Genomic DNA, 14,932 nt, shown 5'->3' with positions numbered 1-14,932 from the left:
CGTCGGCACACTCCTCTCCCGTCACTCCTGGACCACGTTGGCCCCACGTCGGACCACGGTCACTCCTGGACCGGACGAAGGGGGAACACGCTCCCCGCTTCGCCCGACACAGACGTAAACGGGGACGACCTCCCCGGATATTTCCCGCCGCTCTGTGACGTGGACCACTCGCGGCCGGGCCCCCACCCGCCCCGCACACCGCCCCCCGGTGACCCTCCATTTGACGCAGCCCCGCGCGCCCGCGAAGATCCCCCACCGCAAGCTGATCGTATGAGGAAGCTCTGCGCGGCACTGGCCGCAGCCGCGACCACCGCGGCCGCTGCCGTCGCCCTGTCCTCGCACCCCGGCGCCGTCGCGATACCGACCGCGGCCGGCGCGCCCCCCACCGGCCCCTGCGCCCTGCGCGGCATCAGCGACGACGTCTCCGAGGCCGCCCCCACCCCCGCCGGCTTCGCCCACGCCACCGGCACCGTCCGGGCCCTGACCCTCTTCATCGACTTCCCGGACGCCCCCGCCAGGCTGTCGCCCATGTCCCGCTTCGCCGAGTTCTTCCCGGCCGCCACGGACTACTTCCGCACCAGCTCGTACGGCCGGCTCAACTACGTCCCCCGGCCCTTCTTCCGGTGGCTGCGGATGTCCCGCCCCCTGGAGGCGTACGGCATCACCCGCGGCGCCGAGTTCGACCCGGCCTCGGACAGCGGCTACCACGCGCTCTCCCGGGAGATCGTGCGCGCCGTCGACCCGTACGTGGACTTCCGCGACTACGACGTCATCAACGTCATCACGACCCCCAACGCGGGCCCGCCCGCCACCCGTACGGTCCTGTCGGTGACCTTCAGCGGCGCCGACCTGGGCCTGAAGACCGGCCGCGGGGTGCCGTTCACGAACGTGTCGTTCATCTGGAGCCGGCAGACCGGACTGAGCGCCTTCCGGGTCATCAACCACGAGAACGCCCACTCCTTCGGCCTGCCCGACCTCTACTTCACGGACGACCGGGACGGCCCGACCCCGGTCGGCCACTGGGACCCGATGGACGAGGACTGGGGACCGACCAACGACTTCCTCGGCTGGCACAAGTGGAAGATGGGCTGGCTCACCCCCGGCCAGGTGCACTGCGCGCCCGCCGGCGGGGCGCCCGCCGACCACACCCTCACCCCGGTCTCCACGCCCGGCGGCACCAAGATCGTCGTCATCCCGACCGGCCCGCACAGCGGCTTCGTCGTCGAGGGCCGTACCAGCGGCCTGCTCGACCCGATCGTCTGCCGCCCCGGCATCCTCATCTACCACGTGGCCACCGACGTGCCCTCGGGCCACGCCCCCATCCGCGTCGTCGACGCCACCCCGCACAGCCAGGGCTGCTACACCGGGACCCCCAACGTCGACTCGGACCTGACGGACGCCACCTTCCGCCCCGGCCAGACCTTCAGGGACCACACGAGCGGCGTCACCGTCACCGTCCTCACGGAGAACACCGACGGCACCTACCGCGTACGCGTCACCCCGGCCCACTCCCGGCAACTCCCCCCGGAACCCCCCGTGTCGCACCCCCTCGTACCGCCGCCCCTACCGCCCCATCCCACACCGCCGCCCCTCAGACCCCCCACCCTCAGACCCTCTCTCCACAGACCCCCCACCCTCAGGCCCTCTCTCCACAGACCGCCTCCGCACCGACCGCCGCCCATCAGGCCACGTCCCCTGACGCCGCACCCCCTCCCCCACCCTGCCAGTGGCGCCGGCCGATACTGATCAGCCGCAGCTGCCGCCGTGCCCGCCAGACCACCTCTTCCGCGGCCCCCTCCGCCCCGTCCTCCGCGGCGTCGATCAGCTCCGCGGCGGTCGTCACCAGCCGGTCCACATACAGCTCGGCCAGCATCCGCACGTCCTCGTCCCGCCAACCCGCCGACACCGGCTGCGACTTGAGCGCCTCGGCGACCTCCTCCGTGAACCGCGCCAGCTCCCCCGCGATGGCCTGCCGCACGGCCCGCACACCCCCGTGCCGCTCCCGGGCCACGAACCGCACATGGGCGGGGTGCTCCCGCACATGCCGCTCGACGACCGCGACCGTGCGATCTATCCGCTCCTCCGCCGCGGCCTGCTCCACGAGGATCGCGCGCACCATCGCGTGCAGGCTCCCCAGCGCCTCCTCGACGAGTGCGACGCCCAGTTCCCCCAGATCCCGGAAGTGCCGGTAGAACGCGGCCGGGGCGATGCCCACCACCCGCGTCACCTCGCGCAGCCCCAGACTGCTCAGGCTCTGCTCCTCCAGCAGCCCGAGCGCCGCATCGAGCAGCGCCTGACGGGTCTTCTGCTTCTGGGCCTGCCGGACTCCACCCACACTGTGACTCATGTCATCCAGTAAACAACCGTTCTCTTAACCATTCCACTCGCACGCAGTCGTAGACTGAAGAAGTCAGTGAACAACTGTCCTCCGAATTTCGAAAGGAAGATCATGTTCTTCCTCGTCGCAGCCCTCCTCCTGATGGGGATCGCGCTGGGCACCGCGGCACACCTCCCCCTCCCCGTCACCCTCGTCGCCGCCGCGGCCATCGCCACCTGGCTGCTCGTCTTCTCCGTACGCGAACGCCGCCACCAGGCCGGAGGAACCCCCCGATGAGCGCCGCCACCATCAAGCCGACCCCTTCCTCCGCCGCCTCCCGTCCGGCCCGCTCCCACGCGGACGGCATGGCCGTGGCCTCCTTCGTCCTGGGCCTGCTCGGCACCCTGGTCCTGAACGTCGTACTGGGCCCCTGCGCGCTGGTCCTCGGCACCCTCGCCCTGACCCGCGGCACCAACCGCCGCGGCCGCGCCCTCCTGGGCATCGCCCTCGGCGCCGCCGACCTTCTCCTCCTCGCCGCCCTCACCGCCGCCGACGGCACCCTCAGCTGGCACATCGGCTGACCCAACTCCGGCCCCGCACCCCACGCCCCCCACTCGCCATCCGCTACGCTTGTCGCCGGATCGGATCACCCGGATCCCCCCGCCTCCGTAGCTCAGGGGATAGAGCACCGCTCTCCTAAAGCGGGTGTCGGCAGTTCGAATCTGCCCGGGGGCACATGGCTAAGGGCCAGTTGAGAGGCTTTACCCTCTCGAACTGGCCCTTTCGCATGATCACGGCCGTGCCACACACGTGCCACAAGCCCGCTAGGAATCCGCCTCCCCTCGCTCCTTGCGGATCATCGAGCCGAGCCGATCAGCGATCTCCCGATCACGGCCGTTGACCATGTGCTGATAGATCAGCGCCGCGCGGGGCGTGCTGTGCCCCATCCTGGTCATCAGCTCACGCAGACTCGCGCCGGATGCAGCGAGGGTGTTTCCGGTGTGCCGAAGATCATGGAAGTGCACCCCCTCCGTGATGCCCGCTTTCGTGCGCGCGCTGATCCAGTCGTCCCGGAAGTTGCTCCGCCGCAGTAGACCGCTCTGGGGTCCGCGGAAGACGTGACCGTCACGGCCGGGCCCAGCAAAGGCGTCAAGGTGGCGCTTTACCTCCGGCAGGAGTTCGGTCGGAAAGGCCACCGGCCGGACGCCGGCATCGGACTTAGGTGCCTTGTCGAACAGAACACCCGTCTGCATCTCTGCCTGCGAGCGCCGCACCATGAGCGCAGCGTTCCCGGTGTCCACGTCCCGCCGGCGGAGCGAAGCAAGCTCCCCGAAGCGCAGGCCCGTGAAGGCCGCCAGGAGAACAAGCAGCCGGTAGCGCGCGTCGATCGCATCGGCAACGGCGTACACCTCCGCCACGGTAAGAACGGGCCGTTCTGGCACGTCGTAGCGGTCAGCGCCCTTGATCCGGCACGGATTGCGACGGATCAGCTCATCATCAACGGCCGTGTTCAGGACCGCCCTCATGATCTGGTACGCCTTGACCACGGTCGGCTCACCAGTGCGCGCGAGACACGCCGTACGCCAGGCTCGAACCTGAGCCGTCGTAATCGACGACAGTGGGCGGTCGCCGAAGGTGGGCAACAGATGTAGCCGGATCACCGAGTCGTGGCGCTCACGCGAACGGGCCGCCAGCTTGCGGTCCTTGAGCCACGCCACGGCGTACTCGCCGAATTGGACCTTGCCCGCATCAGGGTCAGCCCACTGACCACGAGTGATGTCCGCCTCGATGTGGGTCAGCGCAACCTCAGCATCGGTCTTGGTCGCGTACGTCTCCTCAGCGCTGCGGAGCTGTCCCGTGCTCGGATCACGGTAACGAGCCTGCCAGCGACCGGACTTGAGCTGTCGGACCGAGCCGAACCGGCGACGCCTGCCCTGATTGTTCGCCATCAGGCGGCCCTCCTCAGACCCGCACGAGCCGTCACCGGCTGCACTGTCCGCTCAGCGATGTAAGCCGAGATCACGCTTTCGGGAATGCGGACGTGTCGGCCGACTTTCACGAAGGTGATCCGGCGTTCTTCGATGAGCCGACGCGGGAAACGCACGCTGGTGCCGAGGATCTCGGCGACTTCCTGCACGGTCAGCAGTTGCCCGGTGGCGGTGGTCATGTCCAGTCGTCTCCTTCTTCGGCTTCGAGTTCGGCGCGGAGTTCGCGGGCGGTTTCGCGGTTGTGTTGGATCTCGCGGCGGATGGTGGCGGCGAGCCAGGATTCGCCGGGGGTGTGGCCGTGGCCGGCGTAGGTCCAGTGGGCGAGGACGAGGGTGGTTGCTTCGGGGGTGTCGTCGGGGTCGGGGAGGCCGAGGGCGGCGCGTTGTTGGGCGGCGCGGTAGTCGGCGCGGACCTGGCGGAGGGCGCCGAGGGTGGTGGAGTAGCGGCGGGACTTGGTGGAGAAGTGGCCGCGGAAGCCGAGCATGTGGGCCCAGTCCTGGAGCTTGCGATCCGGGTAGAGCGGGTGGAGGTCGAGGCAGGCCGCGATGAGCCGGCTGGGGTGTTCGGGGACGCCGAGCAGTACGAGGGCTTCCTTGTTGCCGATGCGTTGATCCACAGTGCCCGTGGTTTCGGCGGCTTTGGTGGCGTACTTGGCAACGTAGGAGGCGACGGCCTGTTCGGTGATGTCTTCGCCGTTGCCGAAGGCGCCGATGGGCTGGACGTCGAGTTCGGTGCCCCAGTTCAGGGTCCGTGCGGGCTGGTCGCCGGCGGCGGGGACGTCGACCTGGACGCGGCCGGCGGCGGCGCGAATGGCATCGGTCAGCAGACCAACGGTGGCCCAGGCCGGGGGCGAGCTGTCGGGACCATCGGGTCCGTCGAAGCGGATGACCGCATGGAAGTGGACCGCGCCGCGCTTTTGGTACTCGGCAACCTTGCCGAAGGAGACGCGGGACTGTGCGTGAGCTTCCTTTTGAGTCAGGCCGACGCGACGGGCGATCTCCCGGCGGAGGTAGATCGTGAAGTAGCGCCACAGGTCCGAGGCGTGGTTGTTCCACAGCACCGCGCCCGCGTAGTCGTAGGTGGCCGAGTCAAGCGCAGTTCCCAACTCTGGTGCTTCTTCGGGGTGGTGGGTGCCGCAGCGGCAGCGCTTCTTGCCGGGGCGGTTGTGGACGGGACCGAAGGAGGGTGCGGTGAGGGTGGCGAAGACGCGGGGGTGGTCGCGGACGGTGTCGGGGGTGCCTTTGGTGGGGTCGCCGACCAGGCCGGCGCGGATGAGGTGGTAGGTGTCGCCGGCGTAGGTCCAGGCGCAGGAGGGGCAGCGGGAGGCCCGGCGGTTGCCGCAGGCGACGCGGAGCCGGCCCCCGGGTTCCCCGTCCGTGCTGTAGGAGTGCAGGACCTGCCCGCTCTTGGCGTCACGAGTGACGGTGGTGCCGGTGAGGTGGATGGGGTCGGAGCAGCCGCCGGTGCGGCGGATCTGGTCGGTGAGGCGGTCGAATCCGGGGGACCCGGCCACCTTGAGCAGATCACCCAGGGTGGACGGGTCCAGGCCCGCCGCTGTGGCGGGGTCGGTCACAGGAGTACCCCCTGTCGGCAGGTGAGGAAGGCGGTGCCGATCCAGGTGGTGAAGGCCGGCGGGATGGCTTCGGTGAGTTCTTCGCGGACGTCGGTCCAGTCGATGTCCATCGCGGCCTGCATTTCGGGCACGGTGGCTTTCCCGCCGCCGGAGCCGTAGGCGGCGACGTAGGGGCCGTCGCGGTAGACGCCGTGGCGGTGGCCGCGGACGTAGCCGCGGTGGCGGGGGTGCGGGGGCTGCGGGGTGGCCCAGGAGCCGAGTTCGAAGGCGCGATGCCGCAGGACCCCCAGGCCGAACATCTCCCCGCACAGCACCAGGTCACGGCGGACGGGAGCGTTGCCGTTGGGCTGCTCGATGACGTAGGGCAGTCCGGAGGCGTCCAGCAGGCCGCGGAGTTCGGGGATGAGCTGAGCGTGTTCCCGTCCCCAGCCCTGGGAGTTGTTGGTACCGATGGTCAGGGCGCAGCCGGCCTGGCAGGGCGGGGAGCCGTGGACGAGGGTGTAGCGGCGGATGTCGCCGGTGTCGATCAGGCGGGCGAGGTATTCCAGTGCGTCGCCCCGGTGGTAGGAGAAGGGGTAGCGGGGGCGGTCGGCGATGTCGCAGCCGTCCACGTCGAAGCCTGCACGGTGGTAGCCCATGGCTGCCCCGCCAGCGCAGGAGAACAGGTCCAGGACGCGGAGGCGGAGGGCGGCGGTCACTTCTCGTCCTCCTTGGGGGTGTGGGCGTCGATCCACTCCTCCGCGCACACTTTGTGGACGGGCTTGCCGCGGTCGGAGCGCAGCGGGGTGGGCTTGTGGCACAGGACGCAGGGCTTGTCGCCGGTGTGGTTGTAGTGCTCGGGCGAACGCCAATCCAGGAGAGCCATGCCGATCACCGCCCGGCGTGTGCGGGGAGGCGGCGAGGGACGAGGCCGGTGCCGTTGCAGGTGCGGCAGGTGACCTTGACCGTGTGGCAGGCGCCGGTGTGGGTGCGCAGGCCGGTGGTGATGGCGACGCGCGGGAAGCCGTCGCAGTCGGGGCAGCGGCGCGTGGGTCGGGTGCTTTCGGGCATGATGAGCAGTCCCTTTCGGGTCGTTGGGTCTGGAAGGGGTGCAGGCGCCCGGGGCGGCGGATACTTGGCGGTAGAGGCCGCCCCGGGGGCCGTTTAGCGGCGGTGCGAGCGGCGGGGCTTGGAGTAGGCGCGCGGGATGGCGTCGTAGGCGTCGGCGCTGTTCCAGAACGCGGCCCGCTGTTCATCGGTGTGGGAGTCGCCGCCGATCTCGCGGACGAGGCGGTTGGCGGTCTTGCGGTCGCCGTGGCGCTTGGCGATGGCGTAGTCCCGGCCCTTCTCGGACATGCCGGGGTCGGCGGGGGTGGAGTCGGTGCTCTGCTTGCGGTTGAACAGGCCCATGGCAGGGCTCCTTTCAGCGGTTGGTGTGCTGGTTGGTGAGGATCGAGCGGACGACGAGCGCGCAGACGGCGACGGAGGCCGCGGTGATGGCGACGGCCAGGAGCATGGAGACCAGCACTGCACCGACGATCAGGACCGTGGCGGTGCCGCCGGCGGCGATGGCGACTACTCCGCCGGGCGTGAGCTGAACCGTGGACCGCTTCGCAGTAGCCGGAACCGGTACCGGGACCGGAGTTGTCGCGTGAGTGGGCTCGACCTGGGCCGAGGTGTCCACCACAGGGACGAGCGGCGCGGTGGCCAGGGGCGGTGGAGCAGTGTCCGGGGGCGGGTACTTCGGGGTGAACATCGGTCCTCCTGTCAGGGGTTGCACTTGTGGGTGCGGGCGGCGAGTTCGGCGCCGGCGCGGTCGCGGTAGTCGGCGGAGAAGCCGCAGCCGGGGGCGGTGCACGCGGCGGTGTGCTTGGTGCGTCCGTGGCCGTCGTGGTGGCTGCCGACCTGGACGGGGCCGATGCGGATCACGTCGTAGAAGCGGTTCGGGCGCGGCATGGCGATCAGTCGTCCTGTCCGGTGAAGTCGCCGGCGTGGTCGGCGAGCCACTGCGTGATCTCAGGCTGTTCGTCCTCGGTGGCCTGGTTGATCGCGGCCTCTCCCATACGCATGCCGTCAACGAGACGGTTGTTTCGGGTGAGTTCGGCGGAGCGCTCAAGGGCGCTTCGGATGGAGGGGCGCATGAGGTGTTCCTTTCAGGCGGGTTGGAGTTGGGCAGTGATGGCTTCGGCGAGCGCCGGCGGGACGCCGAGTCGGGCGCGCAGGGTGTCGGAGTCGATCGGGGCACCTGTGGTGGTGCGGTAGGTGTCGGCGATCTTCCGGGCGTGATCGAGGAGCGCCGGAGGGACGGACGGCCCTGGAGTAGCGGCCGGTGGCGGCTCCTCGATGGCCGGGGGCGTGTCGGGGCCGGCGCGGGGGCGGACAGTTCGACGGGCTGCGGTTCCGGGGCGCGTTCCACCGTGGCCGGTTCGGCCGGAGCCGGAGCCGGCTCGTCCATGGCAGTGGTTTCCGCAGGCTGGACGCTGGGGGTGTGGGCCAGGAGCGTTCCGCCGAGGAAGGCCAGGGCCGGCCATCCGGCGACGAGGATGCGCAGCCAAGCGGGCACGTGTGCCAGATCGAGAAGTCCGGCGGTCGCGATGTTCGCGCCGAGGGATGCGGCGAGCGCGATGACGAACCAGGTCCAGGCAGGCCGGGTTGCACGGCGGTCGGCGCGGAGGGTTCGCAGTCGGCGCCAGGCGGCGACGAACAGCAGGTCGACGCTGACCGGGTAGGCCCAAGCCTTCCAGCCATCCTGGCCGGCCGCTTCGGCGATGTCGTGCAGGTGGGCGAAGGACAGGGCTCCGGCAATCACGGCCTGGACCAGGACGGCATCCGGGCGGATCGAGCGGACCATGGTCTTCACCTCCTTCAGGGAGTTGAGCCAGGGCGGGCGGTCTGTGTTCGGCCGCCCGATCCCGGCGGGGGGCTAGTCGGCGGGGGCTTCGCCGGAGCCGAGGCAGTTCAGGCACAAGCCGGTCTGTTCGCCGACCGGGCGATGCTTGCGGCCGACCCGGACGGTGCGGGAGACCTCTCCGGTGCCCTTGCAGACCGGGCAGTCCTTGGCCGGGGGCTTGGTGGTCTTCGGCGTGGCCACGGCGGTCACCGGTCCTCAGAGGTCGATATCGGCGCTGTAGTAGTCCTCCGGGTCGTAGCCACCGGAGCAATCCGGGCAGATGAACACTTCGCCGGGGCAATTCGGGTTGGGGACGAGGCCGGTTCCGTTGCACGTGGCGCACGTGTTGGACATGTGCTTCTCCTTCTGGTTTTGGCATGACGGGGGTAGGGACCTGGCGCGAGACGGTCACGCCAACCGCGATGCAGGAGGGGGGTGTTACTTGGTGACGGGTCGCGGCTTGACCAGCGACGGGCCAGCAGCCGGCGTCGGCGCGGCCGCTACGGCCGGGCGGAAGGGCGCCAGGGCCGGAAGGTCCGGGACCAGATGGGCGAACTCACGGCAGACGCCGGCGACTTCATCCGCAGTGATCTGCGGGGTGCGGATGCGGGACCAGCCACCGGAGGTGTCACCGGCGACCGCGACGCCGGGCCGGTCCGGGGCGATAGCCGTCGCGGCAACCACCGCATCAGGCGCGATGTCGCCGAGCCCCATCTCAGCAGTCTGCTTGTCGTTGACGCGATGGACCACGCGGCCGGTCAACTGAGCCCGGAGCATCGTGGCGCCCCTACCCAGTTCGGAGCCGAACCGCTGACCGCAGACTTCCAGGTAGATGCCGACCGCGCGGGCCATCTGCGCGAGCCGAACCATCTGCATGACCATCCGGTCCCGGCGCTCCTCGTCCTTCTTGACCACGACGAGGAACAGCTCCGCCACCTCATCGACGAGGACCACCAGCGGGACTGGCCGCACGTTCTCCGGCAGGCTCCACAGGTCCGCGACCCGATACTGAGCCAGGAGATCGAACCGGTCTTCCATCTCCTTGACCAACACCTCAAGGACACAGTCCGCTTCGTCTGGCGTGGTGGCCAGCGCCGACAGCCGAGGAGCATAGGAGCCTTGCTCCACGCCACGCTTGCAATCGATGCCGATCAAGCCCACCGGCTGCGGCGCCAGCCCCTTGATCAGGTTGCGCTGATACATCGACTTCCCCGAGAAGTTCGCGCCCAGGGTCAAGGCCATAGGCACCTTGCGGTAGTCCCGCTCGAACACCGACCCGTCCTCACGCAACGCCACCGGCACCACCATCGGCCCAGCCTTGATACGCCGCGGCATCCGTACCCGCCGCAGCACGTCGTAGCCGGTCATCCGCAGCTCCACCACACCGGGCTTGGTCTCCACCACGGTCACGGAGTGGACGCCCCAGGCGTGCCGCAGCCGCTCGGAAGCCGCCACCACATCCGCCGGCTCCAGCCCCGCGGGAATCCGCAACGAGACGATCAGCCCCGTTGAAGTGCCCTTGACCCGGCGGACCTTGGGCGGGACCGGCTGAACCTCGCGCCGGGCGACGTTACGGACCATGAACGCTCGCAGGCGGGACGGCTGCACCGTCAGCCCGCACACATCCATCGTCGCGCCGTACGTCACCGTGAACCGGCCCCAGGTGACCGGCAGACCGACCAGCGACCAGTACACGCGCGGGGCGCGGACCTTGGCGTAGCCCAGGCCGCCGACTCCCGCTATGGCGCCCGTCGCTTCGAGCGCGGTGGTCAGGTCCGTCATGATCAGACCGCCGTCACGACAGAGGCGGCGCGGAACGAAATGCCGTGCCGCTTCTGACCGTTGAACTCGTTCTCCCAGTCCCGAGCCTTGAGTCCCACGACCGTCACCGGCGTACCCGGCGTCAGCCCCTCAGGAATTCCGGTCTCCGGGACGGTGACCTGGTAGAGGTTGCCCTCCCCCTCATCGGAGATCAGCAGGCCCAGAGTCATCAGCCGCGCTCCGGTCTCACGGTCGGTGGCGATCTCGCCCGTCTGCTTGTTCACCAGCTTCGGCGCCGGCGCGGTCGCGACGAACACCACAGCGGTCGAAGTGTCGATCTTGAACGAAGGCATGAGCGTGTCCCTTGTTCCTTGAAGCCGCCCTTACTGGCGACCTCTCTAGACATCTTCGAGTGAAGCGCAGTTCTCTAGAGACGTCAAGAGACTTCTCTAGAGAGGCTTGCCAAGGCGTACTGACGTGTGGGTGCCTTAGGGTGTCTAGAGATGAAGGAGGAGAGTTCGCGTATGGCCACCACGGGCGGCGACCGTCAGCCGAAGTACCAGCGCATCGCCGACGCGCTCCGACAGGCGATCAAGGCGGGCGAGTACGGGCCAGGTGACCGACTGCCGGGCGAGAACGACCTCATGGCCACGTACGAAGTGGCTCGTATGACGGCGCGGCAGGCCATTGGAGTTCTTCAAAGCGAAGGACTGGCCGAGGCGCGCAAGGGAGCCGGAGTCTTTGTCCGGGACTTTCGGCCGCTGCGGCGTCAGGGCATCAAGCGCCTGTCCGAGCAGCAGTGGGGGAACGGTCGCTCCATCTGGGCCGCCGACATCGGTGACCGCACACTCGAAGTGGATCAGGTGTCCGTCACTGAGGAGCCCGCACCGGAACGCATTGCTCATGTTCTGGAGCTTCAGACCGGCGATGCCGTGTGCGTCCGGAGTCGACGTTTCGTCCTCGACGGCAAGCCGGTTCTGCTCGCCGTCAGCTACCTCCCGGCCGGGCTCGTGGCCGGCTCACCCATCACCCAGAAGGACACCGGCCCGGGCGGCATCTATGCCCGGCTCGGAGAGTTGGGACACAAGCCAGTTCATTTCCGCGAAGAGGTCCGTTCGCGTATGCCGTCGCAGGAAGAAGCCGACAGTCTCCAGCTCGCGATGGGCACACCTGTCATGCTGGTGTGCCGGACGGCTTTCGCTGATGGCGGTAATCCAGTTGAGGTGAACGAGATGACTCTCGACTCCGCCTCGTACGTGCTGGAGTACTCCTTCGACGCGTGACAGCGCTTACGCCTGCGTCCACGTCCGTGCATCCCGAGCGACGTCATAGATGTGCTTCGCCTGGTCGGCGGTTAGCACGGGCGACAAGCCAGCAAGATGGCGTGGCAGCTCTACTGCCTCCAAGACGAGGACTGGCGGTGCCGCGTTCTTCACGGTCAGCTTTGCCGCGTCGACGACAGCGATCACGGGGCGCACAGGTACAGGGAATCCACAGTGGCGGGTCAGAACTCGCGCTATGCGTCGTGCTTCATCCTGGCTGATCGCGATGTGCCGTGTGGGTGCCCGGTTGACCGTGATCGCGTGATCGCCGTACCAAACCGTCTTGTCCTTGTGGCGCTTGGAGTTGACGGCGAAAACCCCAGCAGGGCCCACCGCCAGATGATCAATGTCAGAACCGGTGGCCCACTGCACGGCGTGTAACACCTTCCACTGCCGTCCTAACCTGTTCAGTCGTCGCCCAGTGAACCGCTCCCCGACGAGCCCACTTGCCCAACTCCGTACCTCTGGATCGCGCGACCAACGCACGAAGAGCCTCTTCACCGGGTTGGGTTCCAGCTCGGCCAGCTTCTTCCGCACAGCATCGCCAGGACGGTTCCGGGCAAGATCGGCGGATTCCTCGATCACTACAGGGCCTCCATCGCCGGCGACAAACGTGCAGCGATGCATGCCCACGAAGTCGTGCAACGTATCGAAGAGGATGGGCTGTTACAGGTTTCTCTACCTCATCAAGCCCCGCCCTTCGGCCGGGGAAGAGGGGCAGGAGGTGAGGGAAGAAGGGCACTCTGGGGGGGGTCTCACCGAGGAGGCCGTTCCCTTGCCGGGTCTCCCAGGCCGATCGCACGGCATCAGCACGTTGAGTCCGTGGGGTGCCGATCGAGGTCAGCAGCCGCCGTGAACTTCGTTGGTCAGCGTCTCGCAACTCGGCCCCGCAGGAGGCCCGCGGCTTGTGGCTCTGGCCTTGTGGGTGCTCTTGCCTTCGGCATCCGGCGCGCAGGCCAACGGCTTTGCCAGCCACCGCTACGAATCACACCCCACCGGCCCGCCACGCGGGCCAGCGCGGGCTCGGGGACTGGGGGCGACGCTCCTGCCTTCGGCCCGCTCCGCCCCCGCCCCCGGCCCCGCGCCACCACAGTTGCCGCGGGGTGATCCGCTAGACGCTTTGTCCCGCCTAAATGCAGCGCCGGACCGAGCAGACATCCCGCCGGCCAACACCACCGCCGATGCCACCCATCAGCCCGGCGTCAGTCACCCACCATCAGAACGAGCTGAGCAGCCGCGCAGGCGCCCATGTCTCAGGGCCGAGTTGAGGCGGGGAGCACCGAGGGCGGCGAGGAAGTGCGAAGTGGTGGGTGATCAGGGTGGGCGGAAGCGGTGAGTGGTTTACATGGCGGGCGCGCTGCCGACCGTGCCATAGGCCTTGGTTCCGTCGACAAGAGCTGGCCACGGGAGGAGTGGGGGTAGCAGGGCCGAGCGCTCCGGGCATGCAGGCCGGCATGGCCGGGACGCCGTACCGACACCGTCATCGGTTCGGGCGCGTAAGCGGACCGGACCCTGATCCGCGGCTGAGGGGGAGCTATCTGCTACCGCGATGTGGCTAAGCCCGTCATGGGCGCTCCGCTCACTGACCCACCGTTCACCGAACCGGGAATTCGCGCGATGAGTTGCTGCACTTGCTCATCCACCAGCGATGACGATATTCAGCCATCTTGCATTGTAGGTAGATGCTAATCCTTCTTGTTCCTCCATGTTCCTTTGTGTTCCTGCTCGTTCCTGCACGTTCCTGCGAGCGTTGAAAGTCGCGTCAGGTACGACCTCCATCGAAAAGGGGGGAAACTTGCAGGTCACGGCCGTCGCAATGTGGCTGACTTCCCTTGCGTGAGTGCCGAGCCGGTGTCGCGACGCGACACGAAACGGTGTACCTCGGCCGTAGCTCAATGTGACCCCAGACCATTTACCTGTGGGGCACCATTGCCGCAACACGTAAAAGCCCACCACACAGCTCCTGCCGGCGAGCTTCCGCTGAGTGATGGGCATGAATCTAAGGAGACTCAAGTATGAGTGTGCCCTGTGTCGTGGGCGGCTTGTCAAATGTCGATTTCCGGTCAAGGCTTGTCACGGTCATCGTAATTCTCGTGATCGCTTACGAACCGATTGCCGATGTAGTGAATGCCTACGCAGGTGCTGTGTCTGTCGTGGGCCTCATCGGAGCGGCCAGCGGTACAGCAGCGATGTGCCGCAACCGGAGGCCGCGGCTGACCGTAAGCGCGCTCCAGCGGCTTGTCAGCGGGCGGATCGATCGTCACCAACCGCCCCGCCGGTAGTTCGCATCGAGAGGATCGGCGTGCCCGTCGCGTGCCCGAAGAGGCAAGGAACCAAGGGGTACAGCGGTCACAGACAAGCGACAGGTACGAGAACGGCCCCCGACCGAACATGTTGGTCAGGGGCCGTTCTCACTGCTCAACGTGCGGAGGCCGTGGGATTTGACCCCACGGTGGCGTTGCCGCCACGACGTTTCCTCACCCTGTACTGATGTTGCCACCCAGGGCATCGCGTGCTGCATTCGTCATTGCTGCGACAGCGCGCTTCCGCTGATCAACTGACTCGGCCTTCGAAATATCCGGTTCCTCTCCACGGCGTACCGCACGAATGACCTTCAACTCGTCGTAGAGTGCAGTGCGCAGCTTGCGTGCCGACCCTAAAACCTCGATCGGGCCTTCGACCGATACCACGTTGATCAGTGGGACGAGGCTGTTGGCCTCATCCCAGGCTGCGCTGAATAGGCGACTGAAGTCCTCATCACTGAGGTCCCGTTGCCTGGTCTTATCAATCGCCCCCACGACACTGGTTGCGTTGTTCAGGAACTCCACATAGGAGTTCCGGCGAGATTGGCGAAGCGCTTCAACCCTACGCTCGGTACGCTCCTCTCGGGCGAGAGCCAGTTGTTGCCCATTTTGCAGCCGAGTGCTCCGTAAGTTGAGGAAAGCGGTCAGCCCCGATCCACTCAGCGCTGCTATGGCAGTGATGATCGCGACGACTACGGTCTGATTCATGCCTAGAGTCCACCACTGTGAGACAGCTACGCCCCTGCCGTACAGCAACGAAGTGCAGCAACTACAGCAACTGCTCCCGCCCAAGGACACC

The 14,932-nt window shown here is 68.0% G+C and carries 20 protein-coding genes, 1 tRNA gene and 2 pseudogenes; 5 read left to right on the top strand and 18 right to left on the bottom strand.

All coding sequences use genetic code 11. The annotated features are described in order from the left end of the window. Nucleotides 1-270 precede the first annotated feature (270 nt). Nucleotides 271-1,500: pseudogene (locus tag GR130_RS03300) on the top strand (M6 family metalloprotease domain-containing protein); the annotation flags it as partial. Between the two features lie 181 nt (nt 1,501-1,681). Here GR130_RS03300 and GR130_RS03295 read toward each other — a convergent pair. Next, complete coding sequence (locus tag GR130_RS03295) at nt 1,682-2,347, bottom strand: TetR family transcriptional regulator (RefSeq protein WP_159503301.1); 666 nt, start codon at nt 2,345-2,347, stop codon at nt 1,682-1,684. 102 nt (nt 2,348-2,449) lie between these two features. On the opposite strand from GR130_RS03295, the gene GR130_RS39655 reads away from it, so the two are divergent. The 3 genes from GR130_RS39655 to GR130_RS03285 all read left to right on the top strand — a co-directional run bounded on the left by GR130_RS39655 (nt 2,450) and on the right by GR130_RS03285 (nt 3,052). Next, nucleotides 2,450-2,614, top strand: a complete 165-nt coding sequence (locus GR130_RS39655) for a hypothetical protein (protein ID WP_201304785.1) — start codon at nt 2,450-2,452, stop codon at nt 2,612-2,614. Next, nucleotides 2,611-2,898, top strand: a complete 288-nt coding sequence (locus tag GR130_RS03290) for a hypothetical protein (RefSeq protein WP_159503300.1) — start codon at nt 2,611-2,613, stop codon at nt 2,896-2,898. Before GR130_RS39655 ends, GR130_RS03290 begins: the two co-directional genes overlap by 4 nt. Nucleotides 2,899-2,979: 81 nt before the next feature. Further along, nucleotides 2,980-3,052 (top strand) — tRNA-Arg (locus GR130_RS03285). A gap of 89 nt (nt 3,053-3,141) precedes the next feature. Here GR130_RS03285 and GR130_RS03280 read toward each other — a convergent pair. The 15 genes and pseudogenes from GR130_RS03280 to GR130_RS03220 form a co-directional block, all read right to left on the bottom strand. Further along, nucleotides 3,142-4,266, bottom strand: a complete 1,125-nt coding sequence (locus tag GR130_RS03280) for a tyrosine-type recombinase/integrase (RefSeq protein WP_159503299.1) — start codon at nt 4,264-4,266, stop codon at nt 3,142-3,144. Beyond that, nucleotides 4,266-4,484 carry a helix-turn-helix domain-containing protein gene (locus GR130_RS03275; protein ID WP_159503298.1) on the bottom strand — a complete coding sequence of 73 codons (219 nt, stop codon included), beginning with the start codon at nt 4,482-4,484 and terminating at the stop codon, nt 4,266-4,268. The genes GR130_RS03280 and GR130_RS03275 overlap by 1 nt, the downstream gene beginning before the upstream one ends. Continuing rightward, nucleotides 4,481-5,878 carry a replication initiator protein RepSA gene (gene repSA / locus GR130_RS03270; protein WP_159503297.1) on the bottom strand — a complete coding sequence of 466 codons (1,398 nt, stop codon included), beginning with the start codon at nt 5,876-5,878 and terminating at the stop codon, nt 4,481-4,483. The genes GR130_RS03275 and repSA overlap by 4 nt, the downstream gene beginning before the upstream one ends. After that, nucleotides 5,875-6,516, bottom strand: coding sequence for a DNA methylase (locus tag GR130_RS03265; RefSeq protein ID WP_236573899.1), 642 nt, complete (start codon nt 6,514-6,516; stop codon nt 5,875-5,877). Before GR130_RS03265 ends, repSA begins: the two co-directional genes overlap by 4 nt. 56 nt (nt 6,517-6,572) lie before the next feature. After that, nucleotides 6,573-6,743, bottom strand: coding sequence for a hypothetical protein (locus GR130_RS39650; RefSeq protein WP_201304784.1), 171 nt, complete (start codon nt 6,741-6,743; stop codon nt 6,573-6,575). Between the two features lie 5 nt (nt 6,744-6,748). Next, a complete protein-coding gene (locus GR130_RS03260; RefSeq protein ID WP_159503295.1) occupies nt 6,749-6,928 on the bottom strand; it encodes a hypothetical protein in 180 nt (59 codons plus the stop codon). A gap of 93 nt (nt 6,929-7,021) precedes the next feature. Further along, a complete protein-coding gene (locus GR130_RS03255; protein ID WP_159503294.1) occupies nt 7,022-7,267 on the bottom strand; it encodes a hypothetical protein in 246 nt (81 codons plus the stop codon). 13 nt (nt 7,268-7,280) lie between these two features. Next, a complete protein-coding gene (locus tag GR130_RS03250; protein ID WP_159503293.1) occupies nt 7,281-7,613 on the bottom strand; it encodes a SpdD protein in 333 nt (110 codons plus the stop codon). Between the two features lie 11 nt (nt 7,614-7,624). Then, the gene (locus GR130_RS03245) at nt 7,625-7,813 is read right to left on the bottom strand and encodes a mobile element transfer protein (RefSeq protein ID WP_043264725.1); all 189 of its coding nucleotides are present in this window, start codon (nt 7,811-7,813) and stop codon (nt 7,625-7,627) included. Between the two features lie 5 nt (nt 7,814-7,818). Then, complete coding sequence (locus GR130_RS03240; RefSeq protein WP_159503292.1) at nt 7,819-7,998, bottom strand: hypothetical protein; 180 nt, start codon at nt 7,996-7,998, stop codon at nt 7,819-7,821. A gap of 12 nt (nt 7,999-8,010) precedes the next feature. Then, nucleotides 8,011-8,708, bottom strand: a pseudogene (locus GR130_RS03235) (DUF2637 domain-containing protein). Between the two features lie 72 nt (nt 8,709-8,780). Continuing rightward, on the bottom strand, nt 8,781-8,948 hold the full coding sequence (locus tag GR130_RS39645) for a hypothetical protein (protein ID WP_201305267.1): 168 nt from the start codon (nt 8,946-8,948) through the stop codon (nt 8,781-8,783). A gap of 15 nt (nt 8,949-8,963) precedes the next feature. Then, a complete protein-coding gene (locus GR130_RS03230; RefSeq protein WP_159503291.1) occupies nt 8,964-9,101 on the bottom strand; it encodes a hypothetical protein in 138 nt (45 codons plus the stop codon). Nucleotides 9,102-9,185: 84 nt separating this feature from the next. After that, entirely contained in the window at nt 9,186-10,529 is a 1,344-nt protein-coding gene (locus GR130_RS03225; protein ID WP_159503290.1) for an FtsK/SpoIIIE domain-containing protein, read from the bottom strand. Between the two features lie 2 nt (nt 10,530-10,531). Then, the gene (locus tag GR130_RS03220; protein WP_159503289.1) at nt 10,532-10,861 is read right to left on the bottom strand and encodes an SCO3933 family regulatory protein; all 330 of its coding nucleotides are present in this window, start codon (nt 10,859-10,861) and stop codon (nt 10,532-10,534) included. A gap of 171 nt (nt 10,862-11,032) precedes the next feature. On the opposite strand from GR130_RS03220, the gene GR130_RS03215 reads away from it, so the two are divergent. After that, nucleotides 11,033-11,791, top strand: coding sequence for a GntR family transcriptional regulator (locus GR130_RS03215; protein ID WP_159503288.1), 759 nt, complete (start codon nt 11,033-11,035; stop codon nt 11,789-11,791). A gap of 6 nt (nt 11,792-11,797) precedes the next feature. Here GR130_RS03215 and GR130_RS03210 read toward each other — a convergent pair whose 3' ends face one another. After that, complete coding sequence (locus GR130_RS03210; RefSeq protein ID WP_236572761.1) at nt 11,798-12,415, bottom strand: nuclease-related domain-containing protein; 618 nt, start codon at nt 12,413-12,415, stop codon at nt 11,798-11,800. 1,892 nt (nt 12,416-14,307) lie between these two features. Next, nucleotides 14,308-14,841, bottom strand: coding sequence for a hypothetical protein (locus GR130_RS03205; RefSeq protein ID WP_159503287.1), 534 nt, complete (start codon nt 14,839-14,841; stop codon nt 14,308-14,310). Nucleotides 14,842-14,932: the final 91 nt, after the last annotated feature.

The sequence above is a fragment of the Streptomyces sp. GS7 genome (assembly GCF_009834125.1).
Lineage (GTDB): Bacteria > Actinomycetota > Actinomycetes > Streptomycetales > Streptomycetaceae > Streptomyces.
The sequence above is the reverse complement of the archived record's forward strand: the minus strand, read 5'-3'. Positions and strand labels throughout refer to the sequence as shown.

Coding starts and splice junctions, on each gene's coding strand:
- GR130_RS03205 (WP_159503287.1), bottom strand. CDS start 14,841: ATGAATCAGACCGTAGTCGTCGCGATCATCACTGCCATAGCAGCGCTG.
- GR130_RS03295 (WP_159503301.1), bottom strand. CDS start 2,347: ATGAGTCACAGTGTGGGTGGAGTCCGGCAGGCCCAGAAGCAGAAGACC.
- GR130_RS03290 (WP_159503300.1), top strand. CDS start 2,611: ATGAGCGCCGCCACCATCAAGCCGACCCCTTCCTCCGCCGCCTCCCGT.
- GR130_RS03220 (WP_159503289.1), bottom strand. CDS start 10,861: ATGCCTTCGTTCAAGATCGACACTTCGACCGCTGTGGTGTTCGTCGCG.
- GR130_RS03255 (WP_159503294.1), bottom strand. CDS start 7,267: ATGGGCCTGTTCAACCGCAAGCAGAGCACCGACTCCACCCCCGCCGAC.
- GR130_RS03280 (WP_159503299.1), bottom strand. CDS start 4,266: ATGGCGAACAATCAGGGCAGGCGTCGCCGGTTCGGCTCGGTCCGACAG.
- GR130_RS39655 (WP_201304785.1), top strand. CDS start 2,450: ATGTTCTTCCTCGTCGCAGCCCTCCTCCTGATGGGGATCGCGCTGGGC.
- GR130_RS39650 (WP_201304784.1), bottom strand. CDS start 6,743: ATGGCTCTCCTGGATTGGCGTTCGCCCGAGCACTACAACCACACCGGC.
- GR130_RS03250 (WP_159503293.1), bottom strand. CDS start 7,613: ATGTTCACCCCGAAGTACCCGCCCCCGGACACTGCTCCACCGCCCCTG.
- GR130_RS03240 (WP_159503292.1), bottom strand. CDS start 7,998: ATGCGCCCCTCCATCCGAAGCGCCCTTGAGCGCTCCGCCGAACTCACC.
- GR130_RS03230 (WP_159503291.1), bottom strand. CDS start 9,101: ATGTCCAACACGTGCGCCACGTGCAACGGAACCGGCCTCGTCCCCAAC.
- GR130_RS03260 (WP_159503295.1), bottom strand. CDS start 6,928: ATGCCCGAAAGCACCCGACCCACGCGCCGCTGCCCCGACTGCGACGGC.
- GR130_RS03225 (WP_159503290.1), bottom strand. CDS start 10,529: ATGACGGACCTGACCACCGCGCTCGAAGCGACGGGCGCCATAGCGGGA.
- GR130_RS03215 (WP_159503288.1), top strand. CDS start 11,033: ATGGCCACCACGGGCGGCGACCGTCAGCCGAAGTACCAGCGCATCGCC.
- GR130_RS03245 (WP_043264725.1), bottom strand. CDS start 7,813: ATGCCGCGCCCGAACCGCTTCTACGACGTGATCCGCATCGGCCCCGTC.
- GR130_RS03265 (WP_236573899.1), bottom strand. CDS start 6,516: ATGGGCTACCACCGTGCAGGCTTCGACGTGGACGGCTGCGACATCGCC.
- GR130_RS03275 (WP_159503298.1), bottom strand. CDS start 4,484: ATGACCACCGCCACCGGGCAACTGCTGACCGTGCAGGAAGTCGCCGAG.